This window comes from Winogradskyella pacifica, assembly GCF_003386275.1.
Classification (GTDB): Bacteria; Bacteroidota; Bacteroidia; order Flavobacteriales; family Flavobacteriaceae; genus Winogradskyella; species Winogradskyella pacifica.
On record NZ_QREI01000007.1, the window covers coordinates 120,826 to 133,518 of the forward strand.

The window sequence follows — 12,693 nt, forward strand, 5'->3', positions numbered from 1 at the left end:
TTATTCACTTTGTTTTTGCATTAACAGGTCTTCAATCACTTCAAATTTATCTAACACTTCAAATTTTTCACAAGATGCTTTCATTATATCTCTAAAATGATTGGCTTCTTTTGGTAAATTTCCACCAGCAGTATCAAACGTATTCTTATCAGGCCATTGTGCATACGCCAAATAGTTTAGCGCATCCTTTTTATGTAATCGAGACCCTAAACTTCCTTCGTATTTGTAAATCAATGATGTTAACCCTTTCCAAGCTTCAATAAAGTTGTCTTCCTGGTTTGGTTTAATTATAACTGCGTACAATACGATATACATCATTGATTGATTTATTAGATATCTTTCAAAAGTTATTCCAAAAATAAGGTTCAAAACAAAATTTGAACTAAAAATCATGAGATTAGCTTCGCTGTATCTTCGATTTCCTGCCTACGCAGGAATTTTACTCAATTATAGTATAATCACCAATACTAATCTTAGTAAACTCACCATTGTATTTAACGTGGTTACCAATCATAGCTTCGTCTAAATTAGCGTTTTTAATAGTGGTTTGGTTTTGTATTAAGCTATTTTTAACGGTTGAGTTTTCAATAACACAATCTTTTCCGATTGATACATGAGGTCCAACAGTTGTATTTCTTAAAACCGTTCCTTTTCCGATATAACAAGGCTCAATAATTTTTGAGTTTTCTAAAACCACAGAAGCATCAACTAATTGCTCTTCCTTATCAGCTGTTAAAAAGCCTAACATTCTTGCATTAGTTTCTAAAGTCACGGCTTTGTTTCCGCAATCCATCCACTCGTCAACGGTTCCTGTTTTAAAGATTTTGCCATCTGCCATCATGCGTTTAATACCATCATTAATTTGGTATTCTCCACCATTCATCACATTTTCGTCTAAAACTTCTTGCAACTTCTCTTTTAAAACCGCTACATCTTTAAAATAATAGATCCCTATTACAGCTTGATCACTTACAAAGGTTTCAGGCTTTTCAACCAACTCAACAATGTTTTGGTCGTCATTTAGTTTTACAACTCCGTAGGCTTCAGGATTTGCAACACATTTTGTCCAAATGACACTATCTGCAGTCGGATCTAAATCAAACTCAGCTCTAATCAACGTGTCTGCATAAGCAATCACAGCAGGACCAGATAACGAAGGCTTAGCACTCATAATAGCATGGCCAGTTCCTAATGGCTGATCTTGTCGGTAAATGGATGCTTTGGCTCCTAAACCTTCAGCAAGTTCCGTTAAACTTTTAACCACATCATCTCCAAAAAATGCAGGATCACCAAGAACAAAAGCAATCTCTTCTATAGGTTGCTTTAAAACTTTAGCGATATCCTTAACTAAACGATGCACTATAGGTTGACCTGCAACAGGAATTAATGGTTTTGGTACGGTTAAACTATGTGGTCTTAGGCGCGATCCTCGGCCTGCCATTGGTACTATTATTTTCATCGAAAAATTTGTTTTTCGTTTCCACTCCAGTGGAAATCTGTTTAATTTTATTTTTAGGTCATATTTGCAACCTAATCTTTATTTTTTAGGTATATACCTACAAGGTTTTAAAAACCTTGCAGGGAATTTCTAAGAGACTCCCGTACTTCCAAAACCACCTTCTCCTCTATCGGTATCAGACAATCCTATAGAATCTACCCATTCGGCACGCTCATGTTTGGCGATGACTAATTGTGCAATACGTTCACCATTATTAATTGTAAAATTTTCGTTTGAAAGATTGACTAATATTACACCAATCTCTCCTCTATAATCGGCATCGATTGTTCCTGGCGCGTTTAAAACGGTTATGCCTTGTTTTGCAGCTAAGCCGCTTCTTGGTCTTACTTGTGCTTCAATACCCACAGGTAATTCTATAAATAAACCCGTACCAACAATACTTCGCTCTAAAGGTTTTAAAGTTCTAGATTCCGATAGATTAGCACGCAAATCCATACCAGCTGAAGCTATAGTTTCGTAATGTGGTAAAGCGTGACTCGATTTATTTATTATTTTAATTTTCATGAGGTATAGAGTATTCGTTGTATAGATGACAGATTAATTTCTTTTTAACATGAGTGTTAATTCTTTTCTTTCAAGCTGAAAAACAAGGCTTAAAAATACGATTAATGCACCAATTCCTATAAAATAATTACCTCTAAAAATATAGAAGTACACCATAGAAAACAGTGTGGATAGTCCAAAATACAGAACTATCTTTTTAATGTTATAAGGAATTGGATAGTATTTTCTTCCGTAATAAAACGACAACAACATCATTAGCAAATAGGCTGAAAGTGTTGCAATAGCTGACCCCTTAAAACCAATTATAGGAATTAATATATAATTTAATGCTAACGTTGTAATGGCACCAAATATTGAAATGTAAGCACCAAACTTAGTAAGATCAGTAATTTTATACCAAACTGAAAGGTTGTGATAAATGCCTAAACAGAAATTGGCTAGCAAAATAAAAGGTACAATCCACATAGCTTCGTAATAAGCTTCACTTCTTATAATAAAAGGCTTTAAAACATCTGCAAAAACAACAACAGTTAAAAAGATAACAGAACCAAAGGCTACAAAATACTCTAAGATTCTAGCATAATTCTTTTGTGGGTTATCGGATTTTGAATGGCTAAAAAAGTAAGGTTCTATACCTAAGCGAAAAGCTGTAGCAAACAAGGTCATAAATAAGGCTAGCTTATAACACGCTGAGTACATCCCAACTTGTGCATCCGCAATATCGGCTGGCAACAATTGTTCTAATAAAATACGGTCAAAGGTTTCATTGACTGAATAGGCAATTCCTGCAATCAACACAGGCATAGCATAACGCATCATTTTTTTCCATATAGCGGTATCAAATGCCAGCTTGATTTTAGCATAGAAAGGAAGTAATAAGATTAGCGTTAATCCACTTGCAATTAAGTTAGAAATAAAAATGTAACTGATTTCAAAATCTGGTTTATAAATTTGATCTAAAAGCGAATTATCCTCTGCTAAATCTTTTAGATACAGTAATAAAAAGACATTTAATCCTAAATTAACCGCAACATTTAATATTTTAAGGATTGCGTAGCGCATGGGTCTGGCAGTTGCCCGTAACCAAGCAAATGGAATGATAACTAAAGCATCTAAAAGTAAAATGATAAATACTAAATTGAGATACTTAAGTTCTATATTGATGAGTGTAGAAATTTGATCTCTAAACAAAAAAGCAATTCCTAATAACCCAAATGAGCTAATTATTAATGAGATGGCAGACGTACTTGTTACTTTATCTTGATTGTCTTCTTTATTGAAAAACCTAAAAAATGCAGTTTCCATGCCATAGGCTAAAACCACATTAAACAATACAAAATACGCGAATATAAAAGATATACGACCATATTCTTCAACAGAAAGTACTGCTGGGTCGGTATAAAGTGGCACTAAAATAAAACTTAACATTCTAGGTAGCACAGTCGCTAAGCCATATATAAATGTTTGTTTAAAAAGTGATTTGAATCCGCTCAATTTAATGGTGTTAATTTGGCTCAAAAGTATTGAAATATTATCAAAAGATGAGCTATTTGTATCCGTGATTACTAGAACGCATCAACAGAGTAGTAAAGTGTAAGATGTTACTCTAATTTTTGGGAATAAAAAAAGTCTTACTTTATCAGCAAGACTTTTACATATATTTTAAAATGGTCATTATTCTTTATCGTCTTCTGTAAAAGCTACAACAGTTGACAATGCGTCTTCGTTTACAGGAGGTGGGCCGTTTTCGTAATAGATACCAGCGACTTCGTTAAGGTTTGTGGTTTTAAAGTATTTTGTTTCTCCGTTTTCTATAAAGCTAATCGCACATTCAGATTGGGATAAATCAAAAGGATAATCATTCGATTTTTTAGGAATTGTAAAGGTATAATTTGGCGAATGGTTTTTTAGTATCGCCACATATTTATCGTTTTTTTGAACGAGTTTACCTTTTAGATTTCTAAAGTAAATACTATCAATAACAATATCATCACTTTTATTTACCACAGGTACAAAAACATTTATCCCTGTACCTCCAACATTAAGGCCAGCATACCATTCTTGAAAAACAACTGGTTCAACTTTAAAAGCTGTGGATGATTCAAATTGAGAGGTTTCGACTTTTGAACTAGAACACTGATAAGTGAACGAAAAGACAATAGCTAAAGCACTGACGTATGACGCCTTTCTTAGTAGTTTCATTTTAATATAGGTTAAGGTTTGGGGCGGCAATATATAAAAAATTACGAAATAACACCTTTTAAGGTTATAGTAATCAGATTAAAGGACATTATTTGTAAGAAATATACCCTGTGTTTAATTACGTTCTTGCGTAATCTATTTGTATCCATTTTTAGCCAATTATCTATTCCATAAGTTGTTTAATACTCAATAGTTCTTTTTGAATTTGCTTATAAATTAAAACCACACCAACAGTAATAATGACAAATCCTGATACTTTTATGTAGGTATAAAACCCATGTGAAAGACCTGCTTCAAAAAATGGTATAAGCATTATAAAGCCAATGACATAACACAAAAGGATTATCGGCGTGACAATATAATGCGTTCGAAATCTCTTTTTATAATAGTGTACCAACATATCTTTAAAACTATGAGCGTTCTGAGAATAGTTAATATGTTTTAGCGCATTGATACTCTTAAATTCTATTCCGATTCTAAGAACTAATCCGGCTATCATTAAGATTAACGCTATTGCCGCTTTAAACTCTAAATAAGCACTTACGTAGAAAAAGAAAAAAACCAATACGCCCACAGTTACACCTAATACAATGCTAGTAATTTTCTGCCCCTTTTTTAACTGGTTCGCTTTTTTAATAATTTCTGCTGTACCTTCATTAGGGACCTGTATATCAGCCAGGTTCTCCCATTGTGATTTTATATCTTCAAAATTTTTCATTGTTTAACGCATTTAGTTAATTCGTTTTTAATTCTGTGAATTCGCACTCTTATGGCCTCGTGCGTTAATCCCATTATTTCTGCAATCTCCTTCTGTTGCAACCCTTCAAGTTCAAGCAAAATAATCGCCTTATTATCAACATTCAATTTATTAATACAGGCGTATAGTTGTTTAAATTTGAATTCTATATGCTCTTTAGAATCGTCTAATTTACTTTCTATAGGATTTGGCATCTCTGAAGAAAACATGGTTTTTTTACTATTCCGTATATGAACTAAACAGGTATTTACTGTAATTCGATAAATCCATGTAGAAAGGCTAGCTTCTTGTCTAAACGTCTTCAAGTTATCCCAAACCTTTATGAACACCTCTTGAGCTAAATCTTTGGCTTGTGGTTCGTTTCCGTTGCAATAGCCTAAGCACAACCGCATAACTTTAGGGTAATTATCCTCGTATATGTTCTTAAATTCCACGTGTTTCAATTCTAATTTAATTCCATTTTAATGGCTTCTAATAACCATTGTGGTTGATCATACATTATAAAATGTGCGGATTCTTCTGCAAACTTAATTTTATAATGACCATGATTTTTGTATTGCTCTTGGTATGTTTTTTTTACAGTTTCTAATCCATACGGCATTACTGCAGCAAGTACTACCAAAGGTGTTGTTATTTTTGAAATATCAGTTCTCAAATCTAGTTTTAATAAATCGGTATAGCCATAAACATAAGTTTCTCTATCGGTCTCAACAATCCAATCCTTAATAATTTCCTTCTTAGATTCATTGATTACCATTCCCGATGCCATTTGAGTAGCCATAGCTTCAAAATTTTCATCGCTCATATCTAATAACTGTTTGTTATAGGGATTATCATAGACAATCGTTTTACTGTCGAAATTAGGCATCATAAGCGCGCCTATAGAGGGCAAAGCATCTACTGTTATAATAGTCTTTAGATCTAAAGTGTTTTCGGTTCCTAGCCATAAACTCAATGTACCACCCAAACTGTGACCAATTAAAGTGATTTGTTTAAGATTGTTGTCTGAAATATAAGTGATTATTTCTTCTTTGATTTTAGGTAACCAAGGAGTTTCAATTGCCGGTACAGCTCCGAAGCCTGCAAAAGTAAAAACATGACACTCATTAGTTTTGGAAAGTTCAGTAACGACATCATCCCAAACGGAACCAGGGCAGCTAAAGCCGGGGAATAGTAATATAGGATTTCCCTTTCCTGAAATATTAACTTCAAAAGATGTGTGTTGCGAGTACATAAATCCTGAAACCATAAAGGTTAGGATTAATAGTCTACTTTTTAGATTTTTCATGATATTCATTTTTAATTGGATTTTCCTTTTAGATACAAAATCTTAAAAATGTTACATGATGGCATAAAAAAAAACCTAACTATTTAAAGTTAGGTTTTTTATTCTATTGAAATTCTTAGTTTTAACTAAGTATAGCGTTTAGTTATTTAAAGCTTCAGCTCCACCAACAATCTCTAAAATCTCGTTAGTAATTGCTGCTTGTCTTGCTTTGTTGTAAGTTAATTTAAGTTGATCTCTTAATTCTGTAGCGTTATCTGTTGCTTTATGCATTGCTGTCATACGTGCACCATGCTCAGAAGCGAAAGAATCTCTAATACCTTTGTACAATTGAGTCTTTAAAGACTTCGGTATTAATTCTTCAACGATTTCAATTTTAGATGGTTCAAAAACGTAATCTAAATTAACGTTTTCATCACTTTCTACAGGTACAATTGGTAAGAACTGTTCCGTCATTACAATTTGAGTCGCTGCATTTTTAAAGTGATTGTATACTATTTCAATCTTATCAAATTCTCCAGCAACAAATTTTTCCATTAGCATTTCTGCTATTTCAGAAACATTCTCAAACGTTAAGTCTTCATACAAATCACTTTTGTTTGCAATAACTTTATTCGTTTTTTTGAATGCATCATTTGCCTTCTTTCCAATTGCTAAATAAGAAACATCTTTATTAGCATAAGTTTCCTTAGAAAGCTTAGTTACATGCTTAATGATATTAGAATTGAATGCACCAGCCAAACCTCTGTTAGAAGTTACAACAACTATAAGTACTTTTTCTACGTCGCGTTGAACAGAATATTTACTTCCAGAATCTTCATCTAAAGTTGCACTTAAACTCTGAAGCAATTCCGTTAACTTATTAGAATAAGGACGCATTGCTGTAATAGCATCTTGGGCTTTCTTTAACTTAGCAGCAGATACCATTTTCATGGCACTAGTAATCTGCATCGTTGATGATACCGATGATATTCTGTTTCTAATTTCCTTTAAATTCGCCATTCTTTATATGATAAAGACTCCTTGCATAGGCTCAGAGTGACATTAGTTTAATAATTAAAATTTAGAGTTATGAACACGTTTACTCATAACTCTAAACTTCTAACTTTATGATCTGTACTTCCCTGAAAGATCTTTTGCTACACTTGTAAGTGTATCAATAACCTCATCAGTTAATTTACCTGCTTTTAGTAAATCTAGAGTATCTCTATGCTTTGCATTTAAGAACTCTAAATAATCGCGTTCAAATTCTTTTACTTTCTCAACAGGAACATCTTTTAACAAGTTTTTAGAACCTGCATAAATGATAGCTACTTGATCTTCTACTTTGAAAGGATCATTTTGAGCCTGCTTTAAGATTTCAACGTTACGCTTACCTTTGTTAATTACGTTTAAAGTAACGGCATCTAAATCTGAACCAAACTTAGCAAACGCTTCTAATTCACGGTACTGAGCTTGATCTAATTTTAATGTACCAGATACTTTTTTCATTGATTTAATCTGAGCGTTACCACCAACACGAGATACAGAAATACCTACATTAATTGCTGGACGAACACCAGAGTTAAACAAATCACCATCTAAGAAAATCTGACCATCTGTAATAGAAATCACGTTAGTTGGGATATATGCAGAAACGTCACCTGCTTGTGTTTCAATAATTGGTAAAGCTGTTAATGAACCACCACCTTTAACTAAAGGTTTTAAAACATCTGGAAGGTCATTCATTTCTCTAGCAATAGCATCATTATTAATGATTTTTGCAGAACGCTCTAATAATCTCGAGTGTAAATAAAATACATCACCAGGATATGCCTCACGTCCTGGAGGACGTCTTAATAATAAAGATACCTCACGGTAAGCAACAGCTTGTTTTGATAAATCATCAAATACAATTAAAGCTGGTCTACCAGTATCTCTAAAATACTCACCAATAGATGCTCCTGTAAACGGTGCATAAACTTGCATTGCAGCAGGATCTGATGCATTTGCAGCTACTATTGTTGTGTATGCTAAAGCACCTTTTTCTTCTAAAGTCTTAGCAATTAAAGCTACCGTAGAAGCCTTTTGGCCAATAGCAACATATATACAATATACAGGCTCACCTGCATCGTAAAATTCTTTTTGATTTAAGATCGCATCGATACAAACAGCTGTCTTACCAGTCTGTCTATCACCAATTACCAACTCACGTTGACCTCTACCAACTGGGATCATAGCATCAATAGCTTTAATACCTGTTTGTAATGGCTCAGTTACTGGCTCTCTGTAGATAACACCTGGTGCTTTACGCTCTAAAGGCATCTCAAAAGTTTCACCTGCTATTGGTCCTTTACCATCAATTGGGTTACCTAAAGTATCAACCACACGACCAACAATACCTTCACCTACTTTCACAGATGCGATACGTTCCGTACGTTTAACTGTAGAACCTTCTTTAATTCCTACTGAAGTTCCTAGCAATACAATACCGACGTTATCTTCTTCAAGGTTAAGTACGATTCCTTCTGCACCACCATCAAATTCAACTAATTCGCCATATTGCACATTAGCTAATCCGTAAGCACGTACAATACCATCACCTACAGTTAATACTGTTCCTACTTCGTCTAATGAAGCACCTGCTTCAAAACCTGAAAGTTGTTGTTTTAAGATTGCTGATATCTCAGCTGGTTTTACTTCTGCCATCTCTTTTAGTCTTTAGCTTTTAGCTGTTAGCCTTTAGGGCTTATCTAAAACTATATTAATTTAGTGTAAATTCTCTTTTTAATTTATCGAGTTTATTTGAAATACTAGCATTATACTGTATATCTCCAACTCTTAATATGAAACCACCTAAAATGCTTTCATCTATAATATTTTCTACTTCGGCGTCTTTTCCTGTAAGTTCCTTAACCTTAGCTAATACTTTAGTTTTTAAATCTTCAGTAAGTGGAATTGCTGTTGTAACTGTTGCTACTTGGCTACCTCTTAATTCATCGTATAAATGAACATAACTTGAAGCTACCTCATTTAATAAAGGTAACCTTTTGTTAGTAATTAAAGTATCGAATAAGTTCGTCGTTGCTACATTCGCATCTTTGAACACTGCTAATAATACCGCTTTTTTATCCGAAGATCTTACAACAGGACTTTGAAGCATCTGATTTAAATCTTCACTCTCAGCGATAGCGTTAGTGATTGATTTCATATCACTATTTACCACCTCAGCAGATTTTTGATCTGTTGCTAAGCTTAAAACCGCTTTAGCATATCGTATTGCCGCTCTTGATCCTGACATCTCTTACTAGTTTAAAGTTGCTTCTCCTAACATAGACTCAACTAATTCTAGTTGTTTGTCTTTATTAGATAATTCGTTACGCACTACTTTTTCAGCGATTTCTATAGATAAACCTGCAACATGACTTTTTAATTCTGCCATAGCTGCTTTCTTTTCACTAGTAATAGCTTCTTGTGCTTGTGCAATCATTTTATTTGCCTGCGTTTTAGCTTCCGCTTCAGCATCTGCAATCATTTTGCTTTTAAGCTCACGAGCTTCTTTAAGCATTGTTTCTCTTTCTAATCTTGCTTCTTGCAATAATCTTTGATTATCTGCTTGAAGGTTTGCCATTTCACGCTTCGCTTTTTCAGCTGCATCTAAAGCACTTTGAATACCTTCTTCTCTTTCGCTTAATGACGCAAGAATTGGTTTCCATGCAAACTTCACCATCAATGCTATTAATGCTAACATTAATATTGTTGATACTACAAATAATCCTGGTGAAAAATCGTTTAATAATGTTTCCATCCTATTAACTAATTAGGTGTTATTCTTTTTTTAATTTAAAAACACGTCCTGTAACCAACCGTTACAGGATAGTGTTTTTGTAAATTTGATTTGGTTCTTATTTTCCTAAGAATAAAGCACCAAATGCTAAACCTTCTAAAAGTGCTGCAACAATAATCATCGCTGTTTGGATTTTACCTGCTGCTTCTGGTTGACGAGCAATACCTTCCATTGCTTTACCACCGATTTGACCAAGTCCAATACCTGCTCCGATTACGATTAATCCTGCTCCAATTAAATTGTAAGTTACTGGTTCCATAAAAATTGATATATAAAATTAAATTAAAAAAATTCTTATTAAATAAAATCTCCTCTAACGTCTTCTACGTCTGAAGAAATTTCATGATCATGCTCATGATCATGATCGTGTTCTGCTACAGCCATACCAATAAATAAAGCTGATAACATTGTAAAAATATACGCTTGTAAAAACGCTACTAATAATTCGATTAATAAAAGGAAAAATGACAATACAAATGATAAGCTTGTTGCACCAACCACACCTAAAGATTCTTTAAGTGTAAACATAATTGCAATTAAACTCATTAATACAATGTGACCTGCAGAAATATTTGCAAACAAACGTACTAATAATGAGAATGGCTTAATGATAAACGCACCTACCAATTCAATTACAGCTAAGATTGGTTTAACAAAGATTGGTACACCTGGCATCCATAAAATATGCATCCAGTAATCTTTATTACCACTTACTGTATAAATAATTAATGTAAATATTGCTAAACATGCTGTTACGGCTAACTGACCTGTAACGTTAAAACCTAATGGTGTTAAACCCGCTAAGTTTAAAATCCATATAAAGAAGAACACTGTTAAAAGATACCCTGTAAATTTACGGTAGTGCTTTTCACCAATATTTGGTCTTGCAATTTCGTCTCTTACGTAAAGCACTAGTGGCTCTAGTACACGACCGAAACCTGTAGGAATTTGTTTTTTCTTGTATTGCTTTGCTAATCTAGAGAACCAGAATAACATTAAAAGGCCAATTAATAAGATTCCGACCACACTTTTAGTAATTGAAAAATCTAAAACCTTAGCTCCATTTGTTGCATGATGATCAGCATCAAACTTAACAGCAGTAGCTCCTTTTTCTAATTCGTAAATTTTTGAGTGAATCTTTGTAAACTTAAGACCGTCCTTTTCAACAATAACTTGTCCGTTATCATCATGGTGAAACTCGGAAGACATAAACGTCACTAATCCTTCAGAAGACCAAAGAATCACAGGCAACGCCACACCAAAATGTTTACGCTCTCCAGAATCATCTGTATACGAAAACAAATTAAAATCGTGAGAGTCTTTTAGGTGATGAACAATATACTCCTCTACCTCTTGTTTACCAGAAACTTGACCCCCATCTCCGCCAGCGTTGAACGCTGAAATAGACGCTGATGAAAACATCAAAACTGCTAATACTAAAAACTTAAAACTTTGTTGAACTATCTTCATTCTAATAAAATAAAAAAAACCTCTTCTCAAATTCCGTGCAAAAGTACGCAATTTATTAAAATAACAATATGTTTTTTCAGTCTAATATTTAAACCCCATTCTAGATATAATTTTAACGACAAAAAACACCTCCAATACTAGAAATAAGAGTAATGGAATTAAAATGTTTAATTCTTCAGTGGTATTTAAAACTTCAATATTAAAAACAGAATCTTTAAACGCCACATAAAACAAGACTCCTTTGATAAAAAGCGTAGGCAAATAGATGAATCCGAGTTGAGTCTCCAAGCTCTTAATAAGAGAAAAAAATTGAAAATGCACACATATCATTAATGACGCTACGGCAAAAAACATATTGGTATCCCAAAGACTAAATCTGACAGGGCTATTAACTTGACTAAAAATATAATCTTGCGAAAAATGAATAATCAAAAATAATACTGAAAACGATACTATATATACAGCAAGAGATTTAATCATCTTCTTTAGACATTTTTAAAACTTGAGATATCACCAAATACATTGAAACAAATATTGAAAGTAGTGTTATGGTCGTTTCTAAATAATCCTTATCAAACTGAGCATCTAACCATTGCCCTAAATAATTACCAAGAAAAATGGTGCCTCCCATTTGAAACGCAACAGACGTAAACCGAATAAACTTATTAGGTCCTTTATTTGCTTTGGACACTTTGAGCTTGTGTAGATTTGGCATTAACAGACTCATTAGGCAGTGACTTTACCGTACCTTTCATACTACATGTAGCATTAAAAGTTGCACCAGGCTCAACAGCCAACTTATTAATATGTACTTCTCCTTCAATATGAGCTGTAGCTTTTAAAGATAATGTCCCCGATAAAATCAACTTCCCTGAAAATTTACCTTCAAAATCCGCATTTTCACCTTGTAAGGTTCCTTTAATATAACCCGATTTACCAACGACTATTTTACCCGACGTTTTAACGTTACCCTCTATAGTACCGTCAATTCTAAATGGTCCTTGGCTAACAATGTCACCTACAATTTTAGTGCCTTGTGCTATAATATTTTGTTGTGTCGTTGCTTCCATAGTTGATTGGTCTTTTTGTTTTTTTCTATCTGGAGAAAACATATTGATCTGGTTTTTTTA

General features: G+C 33.5%; 17 protein-coding genes. All 17 read right to left on the reverse strand.

What is annotated here, in order from left to right; all coding sequences use genetic code 11:
- The 17 genes from DFQ09_RS14280 to DFQ09_RS14360 all read right to left on the reverse strand — a co-directional run bounded on the left by DFQ09_RS14280 (position 1) and on the right by DFQ09_RS14360 (position 12,675).
- Positions 1 to 318 carry an antibiotic biosynthesis monooxygenase family protein gene (locus DFQ09_RS14280; protein WP_181897191.1) on the reverse strand — a complete coding sequence of 106 codons (318 nt, stop codon included), beginning with the start codon at positions 316 to 318 and terminating at the stop codon, positions 1 to 3.
- A 121-nt stretch (positions 319 to 439) separates the two neighbouring features.
- Complete coding sequence (locus DFQ09_RS14285) at positions 440 to 1,459, reverse strand: sugar phosphate nucleotidyltransferase (RefSeq protein WP_115811507.1); 1,020 nt, start codon at positions 1,457 to 1,459, stop codon at positions 440 to 442.
- Between the two features lie 129 nt (positions 1,460 to 1,588).
- Positions 1,589 to 2,023, reverse strand: a complete 435-nt coding sequence (gene dut, locus DFQ09_RS14290) for a dUTP diphosphatase (protein WP_115811509.1) — start codon at positions 2,021 to 2,023, stop codon at positions 1,589 to 1,591.
- Between the two features lie 33 nt (positions 2,024 to 2,056).
- Entirely contained in the window at positions 2,057 to 3,517 is a 1,461-nt protein-coding gene (locus tag DFQ09_RS14295) for an oligosaccharide flippase family protein (RefSeq protein WP_115811511.1), read from the reverse strand.
- Between the two features lie 180 nt (positions 3,518 to 3,697).
- Positions 3,698 to 4,225, reverse strand: a complete 528-nt coding sequence (locus tag DFQ09_RS14300; protein WP_115811513.1) for a hypothetical protein — start codon at positions 4,223 to 4,225, stop codon at positions 3,698 to 3,700.
- A gap of 163 nt (positions 4,226 to 4,388) precedes the next feature.
- On the reverse strand, positions 4,389 to 4,943 hold the full coding sequence (locus tag DFQ09_RS14305; protein ID WP_115811515.1) for a hypothetical protein: 555 nt from the start codon (positions 4,941 to 4,943) through the stop codon (positions 4,389 to 4,391).
- The gene (locus tag DFQ09_RS14310; protein ID WP_262511084.1) at positions 4,940 to 5,416 is read right to left on the reverse strand and encodes an RNA polymerase sigma factor; all 477 of its coding nucleotides are present in this window, start codon (positions 5,414 to 5,416) and stop codon (positions 4,940 to 4,942) included. Before DFQ09_RS14310 ends, DFQ09_RS14305 begins: the two co-directional genes overlap by 4 nt.
- Positions 5,417 to 5,427: 11 nt before the next feature.
- Complete coding sequence (locus DFQ09_RS14315; RefSeq protein ID WP_181897192.1) at positions 5,428 to 6,270, reverse strand: alpha/beta fold hydrolase; 843 nt, start codon at positions 6,268 to 6,270, stop codon at positions 5,428 to 5,430.
- A 138-nt stretch (positions 6,271 to 6,408) separates the two neighbouring features.
- Positions 6,409 to 7,269 carry an ATP synthase F1 subunit gamma gene (gene atpG, locus DFQ09_RS14320; RefSeq protein WP_115811520.1) on the reverse strand — a complete coding sequence of 287 codons (861 nt, stop codon included), beginning with the start codon at positions 7,267 to 7,269 and terminating at the stop codon, positions 6,409 to 6,411.
- A gap of 105 nt (positions 7,270 to 7,374) precedes the next feature.
- Complete coding sequence (gene atpA / locus DFQ09_RS14325; RefSeq protein WP_115811522.1) at positions 7,375 to 8,955, reverse strand: F0F1 ATP synthase subunit alpha; 1,581 nt, start codon at positions 8,953 to 8,955, stop codon at positions 7,375 to 7,377.
- 55 nt (positions 8,956 to 9,010) lie between these two features.
- Complete coding sequence (gene atpH, locus DFQ09_RS14330) at positions 9,011 to 9,547, reverse strand: ATP synthase F1 subunit delta (protein WP_115811524.1); 537 nt, start codon at positions 9,545 to 9,547, stop codon at positions 9,011 to 9,013.
- A gap of 6 nt (positions 9,548 to 9,553) precedes the next feature.
- The gene (locus DFQ09_RS14335) at positions 9,554 to 10,054 is read right to left on the reverse strand and encodes a F0F1 ATP synthase subunit B (RefSeq protein WP_115811526.1); all 501 of its coding nucleotides are present in this window, start codon (positions 10,052 to 10,054) and stop codon (positions 9,554 to 9,556) included.
- Between the two features lie 97 nt (positions 10,055 to 10,151).
- On the reverse strand, positions 10,152 to 10,352 hold the full coding sequence (gene atpE, locus DFQ09_RS14340) for an ATP synthase F0 subunit C (protein WP_020896353.1): 201 nt from the start codon (positions 10,350 to 10,352) through the stop codon (positions 10,152 to 10,154).
- A 38-nt stretch (positions 10,353 to 10,390) separates the two neighbouring features.
- Complete coding sequence (gene atpB, locus DFQ09_RS14345) at positions 10,391 to 11,563, reverse strand: F0F1 ATP synthase subunit A (protein ID WP_115811528.1); 1,173 nt, start codon at positions 11,561 to 11,563, stop codon at positions 10,391 to 10,393.
- Positions 11,564 to 11,644: 81 nt separating this feature from the next.
- On the reverse strand, positions 11,645 to 12,043 hold the full coding sequence (locus DFQ09_RS18975; protein WP_115811530.1) for a DUF6168 family protein: 399 nt from the start codon (positions 12,041 to 12,043) through the stop codon (positions 11,645 to 11,647).
- Positions 12,036 to 12,254, reverse strand: a complete 219-nt coding sequence (locus tag DFQ09_RS14355; protein WP_245940363.1) for an AtpZ/AtpI family protein — start codon at positions 12,252 to 12,254, stop codon at positions 12,036 to 12,038. The genes DFQ09_RS18975 and DFQ09_RS14355 overlap by 8 nt, the downstream gene beginning before the upstream one ends.
- On the reverse strand, positions 12,238 to 12,675 hold the full coding sequence (locus tag DFQ09_RS14360; protein WP_115811534.1) for a bactofilin family protein: 438 nt from the start codon (positions 12,673 to 12,675) through the stop codon (positions 12,238 to 12,240). Before DFQ09_RS14360 ends, DFQ09_RS14355 begins: the two co-directional genes overlap by 17 nt.
- Positions 12,676 to 12,693 lie beyond the last annotated feature (18 nt).